The sequence below is a fragment of the Nocardioides sp. genome (assembly GCF_044226305.1).
Lineage (GTDB): Bacteria > Actinomycetota > Actinomycetes > Propionibacteriales > Nocardioidaceae > Nocardioides.
The window spans coordinates 93,019-109,272 of record NZ_JBGAHF010000013.1; the positions used below are offsets into that span (position 1 = coordinate 93,019).

The following is a 16,254-nucleotide window of genomic DNA, read 5'->3' on the forward strand; positions in this document are numbered from 1 at the left end:
GCTAGGCGCTCGCCATCGTCTTCCGCTCCAGGTCGAACCAGGTGTCCGAGAAGCCGGGCTCGTTGCCGACCTCGCTGCTCGGCGTGGCACCGGGGTTCGGCGTGCCGCTGTCGTCGACCCCCAGGAGCGAGGCCGTCACCGGGCGGTCCGGGTGGTGCCCGAGCTCGCCCGCGAAGTGGCAGGCGACCTTGTGCCGCTTGCCGACCTGGAGCAGCGGCGGCTCGACCCGGGCACAGATCTCCTGCGCGAGCGGGCAGCGGGTCCGGAACCGGCACCCGGACGGCGGGTTGATCGGGCTGGGCACGTCGCCCTGCAGCCGGATCCGCTCGCGCCGACCGCCGATGGCGGCCTGCTTCACGTCCGGCACGGCCGAGAGGAGCGCCTGCGTGTAGGGGTGGTTCGGGCGGTTGTAGAGCGTCTCGCGGTCGGCGATCTCGACGATCTTGCCGAGGTACATCACCGCGACCTCGGGGCAGAAGTGCCGCACGACCGCCAGGTCGTGCGCGACGAACAGGAACGAGATCCCGAACTCCTTCTGCACGTCCTGCAGCAGGTTGATGACCTGCGCCTGGATGGAGACGTCCAGGGCCGAGACCGGCTCGTCGGCCACCAGCACCTTCGGCTGGAGCGTGAGCGCCCTGGCGATGCCGATGCGCTGGCGCTGGCCACCGGAGAACTCGTGCGGGTAGCGGTTGTAGTGCTCCGGGTTCAGGCCGACGATCTCGAGCAGCTCCTGCACGCGCGGCAGGATCTTGTCCTTCGGCACCACGTTGTGGATCGCCAGGGGCGCCCCCACGATCGCACCGACCGTGTGCCGCGGGTTCAGCGACGTGTAGGGGTCCTGGAAGATCATCTGGATCTCACGCCGCAGCGGCTTGAGGCCGCGCGCCGAGGTCTTCGTGATGTCCTTGCCGTCGAAGACGATCGACCCACCGGTCGGCTCGTAGAGCCGGGTGATCAGCCGGCCGGTCGTCGACTTGCCGCAGCCGGACTCGCCGACCAGGCCGAGCGCGCCGCCCGCGGGGAGCTGGAAGGAGATCCCGTCGACGGCCTGGACGTGGCCGATCGTGCGCCGGACGATGCCCGCCGACTTCACCGGGAAGTACATCCGCAGGTCGCGGACCTCCAGGATCGTCTTGGCGTCGACGGGGGCGACCGACGGCGCGTGCGGCACCTCCTTCTCGACGAAGGTCGCCGCGTCGTCGGTGGGGTCCTCGCTGTGGCTCGCCATGTTCTCGCCGGGCATGCCGGCGAAGGTCGGCAGCTCCTCGGAGTTCGGGTCCCCGAATCCGATCGGGCCTTGGTTGCTCATCGCTCCTCCACCAGGTCCGGCGCGATCGCCGGCAGGACCTCTTGCTCGAACACGAGATAGGAATCGGGGATGTGGCACCGCTTCAGGTGCGTCTCCGAACGGCTGCCCGGGACCAGCTCGGGCAGGGTCGTCGCGCACAGGTCGCCCTCGACCTTGTCCTGGAAGGTGCACCGCGGGTGGAACATGCATCCCGGCGGCGGGCTCAGCAGGCTGGGCGGGTTGCCCGGGATCGGGATCAGCGCCGCGTTGGGGTCACCACCCACCTCCGGGATGCTGGAGAGGAGCCCCCACGTGTAGGGCATCTCGGGGTGGGTGAGGATCTCCTTCGTCGTGCCGTACTCGACGGCCCGGCCGGCGTACATCACCAGCACGTCGTCGGCCATCTCGGCGACGACACCCAGGTCGTGGGTGATGATGATGACGGCGGAGTCGAACTCGCGCTGCAGGTCCTGGAGGAGGTCGAGGATCTGCGCCTGGACGGTCACGTCGAGCGCGGTGGTCGGCTCGTCGGCGATCAGCAGGCCCGGGTTGTTGATGAGGCCCATCGCGATCATCGCGCGCTGCCGCATGCCGCCGGAGAACTGGTGCGGGTAGTCGTCCACCCGCCGGTCCGGCTGCGGGATGCCGACCCGGTCGAGCATCTCGATCGCGCGGGCCTTGGCGGCCTTCTTGCTGACGTCGTGGTGGACGCGGTACGCCTCACCGATCTGGTTGCCGACGGTGTAGTAGGGGTGCATCGCCGAGAGCGGGTCCTGGAAGATCATCGAGACCTCCTTGCCCCGGCGACGACGCATGTCCTCGTCGCTGATCTTGAGCAGGTCGACGCCGTCGAGCAGGATCTCGCCGCTGACGATCGCGCTGGTCTTGCGGTGCAGGCCCAGGATCGCCGAGCTCGAGACCGACTTGCCGGAGCCGGACTCGCCCACGATCCCGAGCGTCTTGCCCCTCTCGAGGTCGAAGGAGAGCCCGTCGGTCGCCTTGACGACCCCGTCGACCGTCGGGAAGTGGACCTTCAGGTCCCGGACGGAAAGAAAGCTGGACAAGGTTCTCCCCTCAGCCGACGCGGACGCGCGGGTCGATGACGGCGTACAGGACGTCGACGATGATGTTGGCGACGATCACGAACGCTCCCAGGAGGAGCACCAGGCCCACGATCGTGGGCAGGTCGTAGGTCAAGTTCGACTGCACGGCCAGCTTTCCGAGTCCGTTGTAGTTGAAGACTGTCTCGGTGATGATCGCACCACCCATCAAACCGGCGAAGTCCAGGCCGATCAGGGTGACCAGGGGGGTGAGCGCCGCACGCATGCTGTGCTTCACCAGGACCCGGCGGCTCTTGAGGCCCTTGGCCCGCGCGGTCCGGATGTAGTCCTCGGTCATGGACTCCAGCACGAAGGCGCGGGTCATCCGCACGTAGCCCGCCATGTAGAGCAGGGCGAGCGTGAGGCCGGGCAGCAGCAGGCCCTGGAGCCAGAGTCCGACCCCTCCCTCCGCTATCGGGGTGTACTCGGGGATCGGCACCCACTCCCACTTGATCGCGACGAACTTGAGGAGGAACAGGCCGATGAAGAACGCCGGGAAGGCGTAGAAGACGAGGGAGAACGCGACGATGCCGCGGTCCATGATCGTGCCCTTCTTGACCGCGGCGATGGTCCCGAAGATCACCCCGCCCGACACCCACATCACGAGGGCGGCGAGGGCGAGGGAGAGCGAGACCGGGAAGGCCTCCTTGATCTCGCTGTTGACGGTGGCACTGTTGACGACGGAGTAGCCCATGCAGGGGGCCGGGCAGCTGCTGACCAGCTGCGGCGCCTTCTCCCGCAGCGCGGGGTCGTTGGGGTACTCACGGCCGGCGACCACGCCGCGCATGAAGTCGGTCCACTGGACCACGACGGGCTGATCGTAGCCGAGCGCCTTGTTGGTCTGCTCGATCAGGGCCGGCGAGCAGTTCTTGCCGCAGGCGTAGCGGCCGGGGTCGACCGGCGAGGCGAAGAAGAGCACGAACGTCACGAAGCTCATCAGGATCAGCAGGATCACGCCGATGAACAAGCGGCGGACGACGTAGGCGAACATCGGGGGACCACCTCGGGGATTCTCGAGCGCTGGGCTGGGCCTGCAGGTTGTGCTGGCTACAGCATGCACCCTGGACGGAGGTGAGGGTGAGGGCCTCGCGACGAGACCCTCACCCCCGCACGTCGGGGGGGCGGGCCTTGCACGGCCAGGCGGCCGCCCGCGGCGACCGCCCGACGCAGGTGTTGCGGATGCTGATGTGATCAGCTGGAGACGCCGATGGCACCCAGGTCCGGGTAGCCGTTCGACGACGGGGTCGTCGTGTAGTTGGTGACGTCCGAGCCGTACATCATGTAGAACTTCGTGATGCTGAGCGGGATGTAGGCCACGTCCTCGCCGAGCTGGATGTCAGCCTGCTGCAGGGCAGCGGTCTGGGCGTCCAGGTCGGACGCGTTCTGCGCCTCGTCCACGATCTTGTTGAAGGCGTCGCTGTCGTAGGCGCCGTAGTCCTGGCCGTCGCTGGCGGCGGTCAGGTTCGGGCGGCTGTCGAACAGCGGCGGCGTCACGGTGATGGCGGACGGCCAGTCGGCACCCCAGCCACCCCACATCACGTCGGAGTCCTTGTCCGGCTTCTGGATCACGGTGTAGTAGGTGTCACCGAGGCCGTCGAGCGTGACGTCGAAGCCAGCCTTGTCCCAGGTGTCCTTCAGCGCAGCGGCCCACTTGTCGGCGGTGTCGCTGGTCGGGTAGGTGAACTTGATCGGAACCGGGGTCTGGACGCCGGCGTCCTTGAGGATCTGCAGCGCCTGGTCCGGGTCACCCTCGTTGGGGCCGGCGAACGCCGGGTTCTCCTTGTAGCCGACCACGGCCGGGCTCACGATCGACTCGGCCGGGGAACCGGCCTTGTCGCCACCGAGCGCCACGTTGTAGGCGTCGGAGTTCGTGGAGACGGCGAGGGCCTTGCGGACCGCCGGGTTCGACATGGTCTCGGACCGGAAGTTCGGGACCAGGTAGTAGACGTACGGCGAGTCGACGAGGACGGAGCGGTCAGCAACCGCACCCTCGACCTGCGAGTAGTACGCCGGCGGGATGCTCGTGCCGGTGACGGCGTTCGCGTCCGTGTCCGCGATCAGGCGGTCGTACTGGGTCTCCGGGGTCAGACCGATCTGGAACTCGATCGAGTCGGGCAGCGCCTTGCGCAGCTCCGGGTCGTCGGTGGAGGCGTCGTACTGGTCGTTGCGGACCAGCGTGCCGCCCTTGTTCTTGCTCCAGGTGCCGTCCAGCTTGTACGGGCCGTTGGAGAAGATCTGGTAGTTCGACTTCTCGCCCTGGTCCTTGTCCTTGCGGTACGGGTCCATCATGTGGAGACCCGCGATCGCCAGCGGGAAGTCCGGCCACGGCTTGTTGAAGTGGTACGTGATGGTGTTGCCGTCACAGGTGACGGCCTTGTCGTACAGGTCCTGGCCCTCGCCGGTGTAGGGACCCTTGTACGCCGGGAGCCCGTCCTTGTCGGTGGGGATGTCCAGGTAGCTCAGGATGTAGTTCGGACCGCCGGTGATGACGTCGGTCGCGAACGCCCGCGAGGCGCCGTAGGCGAAGTCCTCACAGGTGACGGGCTGGCCGTCCTCCCACTTCACGCCGTCCTTGACGGTGAAGGACCAGACCTTGCCGCCCTCGGTCGAGGTGCCGGTGTCGGTGGCGAGGTCCGGGACCGGCGTGTTGGCGGTGTCGGGGTCGTCGGAGATCGGGAAGGCCACCAGCGTGCGGTAGACCGTCCGGCTCAGGTTGGTGATGTCGCGACCGACGTACACGCGCTGCGGGTCGAGGTGCTCGATCGGCGTGTACAGGTAGTAGAGGAGGTCGCCGCCCGTGGCGTCCGAGGTGGGCGCCCCACTGCCGCTGCCGCCGTCCGAGCTGCTGCCGCCGCACGCGGCAAGACCGGCCGCGAGAGCGACCGCGGCGGTGGCCGCGAACACCCGCTTTCGATACTTGAACATTACTTCTCCTTGAGTGTGTGACGCGCCTGGAGCGGCGGCACATTCGACGACTCGGTGTCGCCGAAGACTGGTGGTGGTGCTGGTTGTTGCTGGTGCCTCAACGCCCTGACTTCGGGTCCAGCGCGTCCCGGAGCCCGTCTCCGAGCAGGTTGAAGCTGACCACGATGATCATGATCAGGAAGGCCGGCGCGAAGAAGAACAGGAAGTCGGCCGTCGAGTAGTTGATGGAGCTGCGCAGCACGTTGCCGAGCGTCGGGGTCGGCGGGTGGATGCCGACGTTGAGGTACGCCAGCGCCGCCTCGGCCGACACGTAGACGGGCATCGTCAGCGTGAAGGTGACCAGCAGCGGGGCCCACAGGTTGGGCAGGATCTCCTTGAAGTAGATCCGCCGGCGCGGGGCGCCGAGCAGGACCGCGGCGTCGACGAACTCGCGCTCGCGCACGGTCAGCACCTGGCCACGGATGATGCGGGCGATGCCCGGCCAGCCGAACAGTCCGAGGACGAGCACGACGTAGAAGCCGTTGGGGATGTCGTCGGAGGGCCCGCCCGGCATGAAGCTGGCGACGAAGGCGACACCGAGGCTGGAGAGCGCCAGCAGCATCAGGGTCTGGGGGAAGGAGAGCGTCAGGTCGACGGCCCGGCCGATGATCGAGTCGGTCCAGCCGCCGCTGAAGCCGGAGATGATGCCGAGGACGGTGCCGAGGCCGATCGCGATGAAGGTCGCCGACAGCGCGATCGCGAGCGAGAAGGTGATGCCGTACCAGACCCGCGACAGGACGTCGCGACCGGTGCCCGGCTCGACGCCGAGCGGGTGGTCCCAGCTGACGCCGCCGAACTTCCCGATGGCCAGGCCGCCGGTGTTCCCGTCGATGAGGTCCTCGTGGTAGCTCGTCGGGTCCAGGACCCCGAAGTGCACGAGGAACGGCGCGGAGATCGCGGCCAGGAGGTAGAGGAAGACGACCACGAACGCGATCATCGACAGCTTGTCGCGACGGAACCGCCCGATCGCGAGCTTCGTCGGCGACTGGCCGGCGACCTTGCTGCGGTCAGCGACGGCGACCCCCGTCGGGTCGGGAAGCTGCTCACTCTCCAGGTTCGAAGCCTGAACTGACATGGCACCTCTGTCGTGTCGGATGTGCTGGTCGTCGGTCCGGGAGCCGGATCACGGATGCCGGGGGACGGCGACCGCTGCGACTCTATGTGACGCCTTCGCATCATCGGGTCATCTGCGTGTAACGATCTGGTCTCGACGCGTTCTTGTTACCTGCTCTTGATCTGAGCGAGATCTGCGGATCACGGGGCGTCCGCCGGTTCAGCCCTCGGGCGGGACCTCCTTCGCCGGGACGGCGTCCACACCGGCCTCCTTGCGCTGCTCGGGCGCGATCGGTGCAGGAGCTCCGGTCAGCGGATCGAAGCCTCCCCCGGACTTCGGGAACGCGATGACGTCCCGGATCGAGTCGCTGCCGGCGAGCAGCGCGACGATCCGGTCCCACCCGAACGCGATGCCGCCGTGGGGCGGCGCGCCGTACTTGAAGGCCTCGAGGAGGAAGCCGAACTTCTCCTCCGCCTCCGCCTCGCCGAGGCCCATGACCGCGAACACCCGCTTCTGGACGTCCTCGCGGTGGATACGGATGGAGCCGCCGCCGATCTCGTTGCCGTTGCAGACGATGTCGTAGGCCCAGGCGAGCGCATCGCCGGGCTCGGAGTCGAACGACTCGAGGTCCTGGGGGGAGGTGAACGCGTGGTGGACCGCGGTCCACGCACCGCTGCCGACGGCGACGTCGCCGGCCGCCGTCGCGTCGTCGGCGGGCTCGAAGAGCGGCGCGTCGACGATCCAGGTGAACGCCCACGCGGACTCGTCGATCAGGCCGCACCGGCGCCCGATCTCGAGGCGGGCGGCCCCGAGCAGACCACGGCTGGTCTTGACCGGTCCGGCGGCGAAGAAGATGCAGTCGCCCGGCTGCGCACCGACGTGTGCGGCGAGCCCGGTGCGCTCCTCGTCCGAGATGTTCTTGGCGACCGGACCGGTGAGCTCCCCGTCCTCCTGCACCAGGGCGTAGGCCAGCCCGCGGGCGCCGCGCTGCTTGGCCCACTCCTGCCACGCGTCGAGCTGCTTGCGCGGCTGGCTCGCTCCCCCGGGCATCACCACGGCGCCGACGTACGGCGCCTGGAAGACGCGGAAGGGGGTGTCCGCGAAGAAGTCCGTGCAGTCGACGAGCTCCTGGCCCAGGCGCAGGTCCGGCTTGTCGGACCCGAACCGGGCCATGGCCTCGGCGTAGGTCATCCGCGGCAGCGGGGTCGGGACCTCGTGCCCGATGAGACGCCAGAGCGCGACCAGGACCTCCTCGGCGACGGCGATCACGTCGTCCTGCTCGACGAAGCTCATCTCGATGTCGAGCTGGGTGAACTCCGGCTGCCGGTCGGCGCGGAAGTCCTCGTCGCGGTAGCAGCGCGCGATCTGGTAGTAGCGCTCCATGCCGGCGACCATCAGCAGCTGCTTGAACAGCTGGGGGCTCTGCGGCAGGGCGTACCAGCTGCCCGGCTGGAGCCGGGCGGGCACGAGGAAGTCGCGCGCGCCCTCGGGGGTCGACCGGGTCAGGGTGGGCGTCTCGATCTCGACGAAGTCGCGCGCGTCGAGGACGTCGCGGGCGGCCTTGTTGACCTTGCTGCGCAGGCGCAGCGCGTGGTTGGGGCCGCTGCGGCGCAGGTCGAGGTAGCGGTGCCGGAGCCGCGCCTCCTCGCCGACGTCGACGTGCTCGTCGATCGGGAACGGCAGCGGGGCTGCGGCGCTGAGGACCTCGAGGTCGGCGACGATCACCTCGACCTCGCCGGTCGGCAGGTTCGGGTTGGCGTTGCCGTCCGGGCGCTTGCTCACCTCGCCGGTGACCTTGATGCAGTACTCGGACCGCAGCGCGTGCGCGACCTCCTCGTCACGCACGACGACCTGCACGACGCCGCTGGCCTCGCGCAGGTCGAGGAAGGCGACCCCTCCGTGGTCGCGCCGTCGCGCCACCCATCCCGCGAGGGTGACGGTCTGGCCGACGTGTTCGGCGCGCAGCGCGCCGGCGTCCTGGGTGCGGATCACTACTTCTGCTCCTCGTCGTTGCTCGTGGCGACGACCTGCGGTCGCAGGTCCTCGCTCGGCGGCGCCCAGCTGGCGGGATCGGCCGCCACCTGGTCACCGGACCGGATGTCCTTGACCTGGTCACCGTCGGCGCCGGGGAACCACACGTAGGGGATGCCCCGCCTCTCGGCGTACCGGATCTGCTTGCCGAACTTCTGTGCGGCCGCGGCGACCTCGCAGGGGATCCCCCGGGCTCGCAGCGCGGACGCGATCGCGTCGCTGGCGGACCGGGAGTCCTCGTCGACGAGCGCGACGAGCACCACGCTGGGCACCTTGCGGTCCGCGGCGAGCAGGCCGCGGCTCATCAGCGGCACCAGGGTGCGGCTGATCCCGAAGGAGATCCCGACGCCGGGGTAGGTGCTGCGACCGTCGGAGGCGAGCGCGTCGTACCGCCCTCCCCCGCCGACGGACTTGAGGAACTCGAAGCCGACCATGTGGATCTCGAAGACCGTGCCGGTGTAGTAGTCCAGGCCGCGCGCCAGGCTCAGGCTGGCCTCCACCTCGAACCGGTCGCTGCGGACGTCGGCGCAGCCGTCGACGACCGCGGCCAGCTCGGCGAGGCCGGTGTCGAGCAGCTCGTGCTCGACCCCCAGCTCGCGGACCCGCTCGACGAAGGAGCTGTCGGTCGTCGTGATCCGCGCCAGGGCCAGGCACTGCCGGACCTGGTCGCCGTCGAGGCCGGCGTCGCTGCCGAGCAGGGCCGCGACCTGCTCCTCGGGCAGCTTGTCGAGCTTGTCGATGATCGTGATGACCGCCTGCGGGTCCGCGGCGCCCAGGCCGCGGTAGAAGCCCTCGATCAGCTTGCGGTTGTTGACGCGCAGCCGCAGCGGCGGCAACGGCAGTGCCGACAGGGCCTCGGCCATCACCCGGGCCACCTCGACGTCGAAGTGGAAGGGCAGCTCGTCCTTCATCACGACGTCGATGTCGGCCTGCGTGAACTCGCGGTAGCGCCCCTCCTGGGGCCGCTCGCCGCGCCATGCTTTCTGTACCTGGTAGCGCCGGAACGGGAACTCCAGCTTGCCGGCGTTCTCGAGGACGTAGCGCGCGAAGGGCACGGTCAGGTCGAAGTGCAGGCCGATCCCGGAGTCGGTGCCGGAGTCGGCCTCCTGCAGCCGCCGCAGGACGTAGACCTCCTTGGAGGTCTCCCCCTTGCGCAGCAGCTGGTCCATCGGCTCCACGGCCCGGGTCTCGATGCCCGCGAAGCCGTGCAGCTCGAAGGTGCGGCGCAGGGAGTCGATGACCTGCTGCTCGACGAAGCGCTGCTCGGGCAGCAGCTCGGGGAACCCGCTGAGCGGGGTCGGCTTGGTGCTCATTTGTGTCAGAGACCTCGGGTGACGCGACCCGCCGTGCCGGCGGACGGGCCGTCCGACTGCAGGTCGAGGAGGAAGGGGTTGGTGGCGCGCTCGCGGCCGATCGACGTCTGCTCCCCGTGACCCGGCAGGACCACGACGTCGTCGGGCAGGGTCAGCACCTTCTCGCGCAGGCTGCGGAGCATGGTCGCGTGGTCCCCGCCGGGCAGGTCGGTGCGGCCGATGGAGCCCGCGAACAGGAGGTCGCCGGACAGCATGACCTCGGAGATCCCGTCGGCGTCGTACGGCGTCCGGAACGCGACCGAGCCCGCGGTGTGGCCGGGGGCGTGGTCGACGACGAACCGCAGGCCCGCCAGCTCGAGCTCCTGGAGGTCGGTGAGCTCGCGGACGTCGTCGGGCTCGGCGAACTCGTACCTGCCGCCGAGCATCATGGCGCTCGTCTCCGGCGACATGCCGGCCATTGGGTCCGCGAGCAGGTGCCGGTCCGCGGGGTGGATCCACGCGGTGGCGTCGTAGGTCCCGGCGACCGGGGCGACGCACCACATGTGGTCGACGTGGCCGTGGGTGACCAGCACCGCGACCGGCTTGAGCCGGTGCTCGCGGACCACGGCGGCGACGCCCTCGGCGGCGTCCTTGCCGGGGTCGACGACCACGCACTCGCTGCCCGGCCCGGTGGCGGCCACGTAGCAGTTGGTGCCCCACGGTCCCGCGGGGAATCCGGCGATCAGCACCTCGGCAGCCTACCCAGCGCCCGACCGGCGTGCGGCACCCGGTGGCGGGGGCCGCACGCCCGCGTCAGGCGAGGGCGTGCCCGCAGTTGCTGCAGAACTTCGTGCCCGGCTCGACCGGGTCACCGCAGTTCGGGCAGAAGTGCGCAGGGTGGCGCGGGTTGTCGGCCCCCGACTCGGCCGCCGGCTCGGCCTCGGCCGTCGGCGCCGGCTCGGGCGCCGGCGGTGTGGGTGCCGGCGCGGCAGCCGGCGGCGGAGCAGCAGCCGGCGGCGGCGGCGGCCTGGGGCGGCGTGGCAGCCGGCGGCGGCGTGGCAGCCGGCGGCGGCGCAGCCGGCGGCGGCGTGCGGCGCAGGCGGCGGCGCCGCGCCGCCGGCAGGTGCCGGCGGCGTGGCCGGGGCCGCGGGTGCCGCGGCGCCCGGGGCGAAGCCGACCGGAGCGGCCGGCGCCGGAGTCGCCGGGGCGACCGGCGGGGTGGCTGCCGGACCGGCCGGCGGGGTCGCCGTGGCGACGGGGGCCACGGGGGCGACCGGGGTCGGCGCGGCGGTCATCGGGGCGCCGTACGACGGCGCAGGTGCGCCGCCGGGAGCGACCGGCACCGGCGCGACCCCTCCGGGACCCGCGGGAGCCGCCGGGGACTTGCCCTTCCGGCGCATCAGCAGGACGACGAGCAGCGCGATCAGACCCAGGACCACGACGGCGACCACGACGATGATCGCCACCATCGCCAGGTTCGAGCCGCCGCTGTCCTCCTCGGCCGGCGGGTCGGGCAGGTCCTCGGCCTTGGCCAGGTAGTCGGCGGCGAGCTTGTTGGTCGGCTGGTCGTCCGCGACCGTGCCGAGCTTGTCGACGGCCGTCGCCTTGTCCCCGGCCCAGTACGCCTCGAGACCGTCGCGGTAGGCCTGCGTGGCGTCGCTGAGCTCGTTGGTCACGCCGGCGCCGGCCATCAGCTCGGAGAGCTGCGAGGACGGGCGCAGGAAGTTGAACGCCTGGGGCTCGCCGAGGATGCCGAAGCTGTTGACCCCGATGACCTGGCCGTCGAGGTCGACGGACGGACCGCCGCTCATCCCGCCGGACACGGCCGCCGAGATCTCGTAGACCGGCAGGACGCCGCCCTGCACCGTCTTGACCGAGCTGATCGTCCCGTCCTTGAACGACGGGGTGAGGTTCGGGTCGGTCACGGAGTCCACGGAGGCCGGGAACCCGATCGACACCACGTCGGTGCCCACCTCGACCTCGTCGGCGGAGATCGGCAGCGCGTTCATGTCGGTCTGCTCGATCTTGAGCAGCGCGACGTCGCCCTTGGCCTGGGGCTCGAAGTCGATGACCCGGGCCTTCTTCACCGTCGAGGTGTCGATGCCCGAGACCGACGCGCCCGAGGCGACCTGGATCTCGAGGTCCGCGGCGTTCTTGCGGTCCTGGGACTCGACGCGGTAGTCACCGAACCCGATCACGTCGTCGAGCGTCAGCGAGGTGTTGCTGTAGTAGCCGTTGTCGATCGCCCACTGGGCCGCGGTCTCGACGAAGCTGCTCTGGACCTCCTTGAAGTCCACGCAGTGGCCGGCGGTCGCGATGTACCCGTTGGGGTTGACCACGAAGCCGGTGCACTGGAACTGCAGCTCGAACGGGTTGCCCTGGTTCAGGTACTGCTTGTTGAACGTGTCGTAGACGTACCCGTCCCACGTCTGGAGCAGGAACACGACGCTGGGCTCCACCAGCGCGTTGACCTTCTCCAACGGTGTGACCGTCGCGCTCGGGCTCGGGCTCCCGGATCCGTCGGCGGCTGACGCCGCCCCGCCGAGAGGGAGCAGGAGCGCCGTGACGCTCGCTGCGATCACTGCAACTGCTCGTCTGGCACCACTGGTCGCGCGCATGTCAGCCTCCGGTTCGGTCCCCCTGCCTGCTGGGGAAGGTAGACCCGTGCGCGGCCCCGTGGCCCGTCCCCAAGGACAAATGGCCCGGATGGGCCCGGGTCGCATGGCCCGCACGGGTGGTGGGGTGGCCGCCAGTGGTCCAGCACCGCCACCGAGCGCGGGTCCCGGCAGCGCCCACTAGCATGGGCACCTGCGCACCGCGTGGCGGGCGCCCAGCGCACATCGAGCGAACCAGGACAACGTGGTGACGAGTCATGAGTGGGGCCGCGTCGACGACGACGGCACCGTCTACGTGAAGACCGCCGACGGGGAGCGCTCCGTCGGTCAGTACCCCGAGGGCACGCCCGACGAGGCGCTGAAGTTCTTCACCGAACGGTACGACGCGCTGGCGTTCGAGGTCGGGCTGCTCGAGCAGCGGATCACCTCGGGCGTGATGTCCCCCGACGAGGCGGCCGCATCCGTGCGCACCGTCCGCACCCAGGTCGCCGAGGCCAACGCCGTCGGTGACCTGGCCGCGCTGACCGCCCGGCTGGACGCCCTCGCCCCGGTGCTCGAGAGCCAGCGCGAGGCCCGCAAGGTCGAGCGGGCCCGCCGCTCCGCCGAGGCCCGCACCGGCAAGGAGCGGATCGTCTCGGAGGCCGAGACGCTCGCCGAGGGGTCCGACTGGCGCAACGGGGCGAACCGGATGCGCGAGCTCCTCGACGAGTGGAAGGCGCTCCCCCGCATCGACCGGGCTTCCGACGACGCGCTCTGGCGTCGCTTCTCGAGCGCGCGCACGGCGTACACGCGGCGCCGCAAGGCGCACTTCGCCGAGCAGCACGAGAAGCGCGACCAGGCCCGCGTCGTCAAGGAACGCCTCGCCGTGGAGGCCGAAGGGCTCGCGACGTCGACCGACTGGGGACCGACGGCGGGCCGCTACCGCGACCTGATGCGGCAGTGGAAGGCCGCCGGGCCGGCTCCGCGCGAGGTCGACGACGCGCTGTGGAAGCGGTTCCGGGGCGCGCAGGACGCCTTCTTCGGCGCCCGCGACGCCGCAGCCGCCGAGCAGGACCAGGAGTTCGCGGCGAACGCCGTCGTCAAGGAGCAGCTCCTGACCGAGGCCGAGGCGCTGCTGCCGGTCACCGACGTCGACGCCGCCAAGCGGGCGTTCCGGGACATCGCCGAGCGGTGGGACGCCGCCGGCAAGGTGCCGCGCGACCGGATCCGCGACCTCGAGGCCCGGATCCGCCGCGTCGAGCAGGAGATCCGCAGCGTCGAGGACGAGAAGTGGCGCCGCTCCGACCCGGAGAAGTCCGCTCGCGCCGACGACATGGTGTCCAAGCTCGAGGCCGCGATCGCCCAGGTCGAGGCCGACCTCGACGCGGCGCGGGCCGCGGGCAACGAGAAGAAGATCCGCGAGCTCGAGGAGAACCTGGCCTCCCGGCAGACCTTCCTCGAGACCGCGAGGCGCGCGAGCGCCGACTTCTCCTGATCACGTGGCCTGATCACTCAGTCGCGCTACGTGTGCGGCCGCAAGGCGCCGGCGCGAAGGCGACCTTCGAGCGAAGCGGGTCGTCGAGCGCCGGCAACGCCGCGGACGCTCCGTGGCGCTACTGGGTGACGCGGTAGGCGTCGAAGACGCCGGGAACGGAGCGGACCGCCTTGAGGACGGTGTCGAGGTGCTTGGCCTCGGCCATCTCGAAGGTGAACCGGCTCTTGGCGACCCGGTCCCGGCTGGTCGACAGGTTCGCGCTGAGGATGTCGACGTGGGCGTCGGAGAGCGCCATCGTGATGTCCGACAGGAGCCGGGCCCGGTCGAGCGCCTCGACCTGGATGTTGACCAGGAAGCTCGACTGCCCGGTCGGCGCCCACTCGACCTCGATGAGGCGCTCCGGGTGCGTCTGCAGGCTGGCCGCGTTCGTGCAGTTCTTGCGGTGCACCGACACCCCGCCGCCCTTGGTCACGAAGCCCAGGATCGGGTCCGGCGGCACCGGCGTGCAGCACTTGGCGAGCTTGACCCAGACGTCCGGAGCGCCCTTGACGATGACGCCGGCGTCGCCGCCCGGCTGGACCTTGGAGCGTCCCCGCCGGCCGGTGATGGTGACCGCCTCGGCGAGGTCCTCCGCCGCACCGTCGTCCCCGCCGTGCAGGTCGATCACCCGGCGGACGACGGCCTGGGCCGAGAGGTTCCCTTCGCCGACCGAGGCGTAGAGGGCCGAGACGTCGGCGAGCTTGAAGTGCGCGGCGACCAGCATCAGCGTCTCGTGGGTCATCACCCGCTTGAGGGGCAGCCCCTCCTTGCGCATCAGCTTGGCGATCTGCTCCTTGCCCTGCTCGATCGCCTCCTCGCGCCGCTCCTTGGTGAACCACTGGCGGATCTTCGAGCGGGCCCGCGGCGACTTCACGAACCCCAGCCAGTCGCGCGAGGGGGCCGCGGTCGGCGACTTGGAGGTGAACACCTCGACCACGTCGCCGTTCTCCAGCGCGGACTCCAGCGGCACCAGCCGCCCGTTCACCCGGGCACCGATGGTGCGGTGCCCGACCTCGGTGTGCACGGCGTAGGCGAAGTCGACCGCCGTCGCCCCGGTGGGCAGGGCGATCACGTCCCCGCGCGGGGTGAAGACGTAGACCTCGGCGCGGTTGATCTCGAAGCGCAGCGACTCGAGGAACTCCCCCGGGTCCTCGACCTCGTTCTGCCAGTCGAGCAGCTGCCGCACCCACGTCATGTCGTCGAGGTCGGCGGCCCGCTCGGTGTCGACGCCGTTGCGGCCGTCCTCCTTGTACTTCCAGTGCGCCGCGACGCCGTACTCCGCTCGCCGGTGCATCGCGAAGGTGCGGATCTGCAGCTCGACCGGCTTGCCCTGGGGGCCGATCACGGTGGTGTGCAACGACTGGTACATGTTGAACTTCGGCATCGCGATGTAGTCCTTGAACCGGCCGAGCACCGGGTTCCACCGCGCGTGCAGGACGCCGAGGACGGAGTAGCAGTCGCGGTCGTTCTCGACGAGCACGCGGATGCCGACCAGGTCGTAGATGTCGGAGAACTCCCGACCGCCGACGATCATCTTCTGGTAGATCGAGTAGTAGTGCTTCGGCCGCCCGGTGACGGTCGCCTTGACCTTCGCCTCGCGCAGGTCGGCCTCGACCTGGGCGATCACCTCGGCAAGGAACTGGTCGCGTGAGGGGGCGCGCTCGGCCACCATCCGGACGATCTCGTCGTAGATCTTCGGGTGCAGGGTCGCGAACGCGAGGTCCTCGAGCTCCCACTTGATGGTGTTCATGCCGAGCCGGTGGGCCAGCGGCGCGTAGATGTCGAGCGTCTCGCGGGCGACCCGCTCCTGGGTCTCCTGCCGGACGTAGCGCAGCGTGCGCATGTTGTGGAGCCGGTCGGCGAGCTTGATGACGAGCACCCGGATGTCGCGCGACATCGCGACGATCATCTTGCGGATGGTCTCCGCCTGCGCGGAGTCGCCGTACTTGACCTTGTCGAGCTTGGTGACCCCGTCGACGAGCTGGGCGATCTCGTCGCCGAAGTCCTCGCGCACCTGCTCCAGGGTGTACGGCGTGTCCTCGACCGTGTCGTGGAGCAGCGCCGCAGCCAGGGTGGGCTCGGTCATCCCGATGTCGGCGAGGATCGTCGTCACCGCGAGCGGGTGGGTGATGTAGGGGTCACCGCTCTTGCGGGTCTGGGTGCCGTGCATCCGCTCGGCCGTGACGTAGGCCCGCTCGAGCAGCGCCAGGTCCGCCTTGGGGTGGTTGGCCCGGACCGACTTGAACAGCGGCTCCAGGACCGGGTTGGCCGACTGGTTGCGGGTCCCCATCCGCGCCAGGCGCGCCCGCATGCTGCGGGTCGAGGACGCCGTCTCCGGTGCGCGCCGCTCCCGCTGGGAAGGGGGTGCGGTGCTCTCCTCGGTCACGTGGCCAG

The 16,254-nt window shown here is 70.3% G+C and carries 11 protein-coding genes and 1 pseudogene; 1 reads left to right on the forward strand and 11 read right to left on the reverse strand.

What is annotated here, in order from left to right; all coding sequences use genetic code 11:
* Position 1: 1 nt before the first annotated feature.
* The 10 genes and pseudogenes from ACILQ5_RS14655 to ACILQ5_RS14700 form a co-directional block, all read right to left on the reverse strand.
* Complete coding sequence (locus tag ACILQ5_RS14655) at positions 2 to 1,312, reverse strand: ABC transporter ATP-binding protein (protein WP_395658757.1); 1,311 nt, start codon at positions 1,310 to 1,312, stop codon at positions 2 to 4.
* Entirely contained in the window at positions 1,309 to 2,355 is a 1,047-nt protein-coding gene (locus tag ACILQ5_RS14660; protein WP_395658758.1) for an ABC transporter ATP-binding protein, read from the reverse strand. Before ACILQ5_RS14660 ends, ACILQ5_RS14655 begins: the two co-directional genes overlap by 4 nt.
* A 10-nt stretch (positions 2,356 to 2,365) precedes the next feature.
* Positions 2,366 to 3,382: an ABC transporter permease gene (locus ACILQ5_RS14665; RefSeq protein WP_395658759.1), complete on the reverse strand. Its 1,017-nt coding sequence runs from the start codon at positions 3,380 to 3,382 to the stop codon at positions 2,366 to 2,368.
* 200 nt (positions 3,383 to 3,582) lie between these two features.
* A complete protein-coding gene (locus ACILQ5_RS14670) occupies positions 3,583 to 5,316 on the reverse strand; it encodes an ABC transporter substrate-binding protein (protein ID WP_395658760.1) in 1,734 nt (577 codons plus the stop codon).
* A gap of 97 nt (positions 5,317 to 5,413) precedes the next feature.
* On the reverse strand, positions 5,414 to 6,430 hold the full coding sequence (locus tag ACILQ5_RS14675; protein WP_395658761.1) for an ABC transporter permease: 1,017 nt from the start codon (positions 6,428 to 6,430) through the stop codon (positions 5,414 to 5,416).
* 198 nt (positions 6,431 to 6,628) lie between these two features.
* Complete coding sequence (gene aspS / locus ACILQ5_RS14680; protein WP_395658762.1) at positions 6,629 to 8,401, reverse strand: aspartate--tRNA ligase; 1,773 nt, start codon at positions 8,399 to 8,401, stop codon at positions 6,629 to 6,631.
* Positions 8,401 to 9,753 carry a histidine--tRNA ligase gene (gene hisS / locus ACILQ5_RS14685; RefSeq protein WP_395658763.1) on the reverse strand — a complete coding sequence of 451 codons (1,353 nt, stop codon included), beginning with the start codon at positions 9,751 to 9,753 and terminating at the stop codon, positions 8,401 to 8,403. The genes aspS and hisS overlap by 1 nt, the downstream gene beginning before the upstream one ends.
* Before the next feature lie 5 nt (positions 9,754 to 9,758).
* Complete coding sequence (locus ACILQ5_RS14690) at positions 9,759 to 10,481, reverse strand: MBL fold metallo-hydrolase (RefSeq protein ID WP_395658764.1); 723 nt, start codon at positions 10,479 to 10,481, stop codon at positions 9,759 to 9,761.
* A gap of 64 nt (positions 10,482 to 10,545) precedes the next feature.
* Positions 10,546 to 11,352 (reverse strand): zinc ribbon domain-containing protein, encoded by an 807-nt coding sequence (locus ACILQ5_RS14695; RefSeq protein WP_395658780.1) that lies wholly within the window; start codon positions 11,350 to 11,352, stop codon positions 10,546 to 10,548.
* A 122-nt stretch (positions 11,353 to 11,474) separates the two neighbouring features.
* Positions 11,475 to 12,455: pseudogene (locus ACILQ5_RS14700) on the reverse strand (serine protease); the annotation flags it as partial.
* A gap of 139 nt (positions 12,456 to 12,594) precedes the next feature.
* Between ACILQ5_RS14700 and ACILQ5_RS14705 the strand changes: the two are divergent.
* Positions 12,595 to 13,821, forward strand: coding sequence for a DUF349 domain-containing protein (locus ACILQ5_RS14705; RefSeq protein WP_395658781.1), 1,227 nt, complete (start codon positions 12,595 to 12,597; stop codon positions 13,819 to 13,821).
* Positions 13,822 to 13,939: 118 nt separating this feature from the next.
* Here the strand turns inward: ACILQ5_RS14705 and ACILQ5_RS14710 are convergent, their stop codons facing one another.
* Complete coding sequence (locus ACILQ5_RS14710; RefSeq protein ID WP_395658782.1) at positions 13,940 to 16,171, reverse strand: RelA/SpoT family protein; 2,232 nt, start codon at positions 16,169 to 16,171, stop codon at positions 13,940 to 13,942.
* Positions 16,172 to 16,254: the final 83 nt, after the last annotated feature.

Excerpts from the sequence above, each read along its gene's own strand:
- hisS (WP_395658763.1), bottom strand. The coding sequence starts at position 9,753 with ATGAGCACCAAGCCGACCCCGCTCAGCGGGTTCCCCGAGCTGCTGCCC.
- ACILQ5_RS14670 (WP_395658760.1), bottom strand. The coding sequence starts at position 5,316 with ATGTTCAAGTATCGAAAGCGGGTGTTCGCGGCCACCGCCGCGGTCGCT.
- ACILQ5_RS14665 (WP_395658759.1), bottom strand. The coding sequence starts at position 3,382 with ATGTTCGCCTACGTCGTCCGCCGCTTGTTCATCGGCGTGATCCTGCTG.
- ACILQ5_RS14655 (WP_395658757.1), bottom strand. The coding sequence starts at position 1,312 with ATGAGCAACCAAGGCCCGATCGGATTCGGGGACCCGAACTCCGAGGAG.
- ACILQ5_RS14710 (WP_395658782.1), bottom strand. The coding sequence starts at position 16,171 with ATGCGGGCGCGCCTGGCGCGGATGGGGACCCGCAACCAGTCGGCCAAC.
- ACILQ5_RS14675 (WP_395658761.1), bottom strand. The coding sequence starts at position 6,430 with ATGTCAGTTCAGGCTTCGAACCTGGAGAGTGAGCAGCTTCCCGACCCG.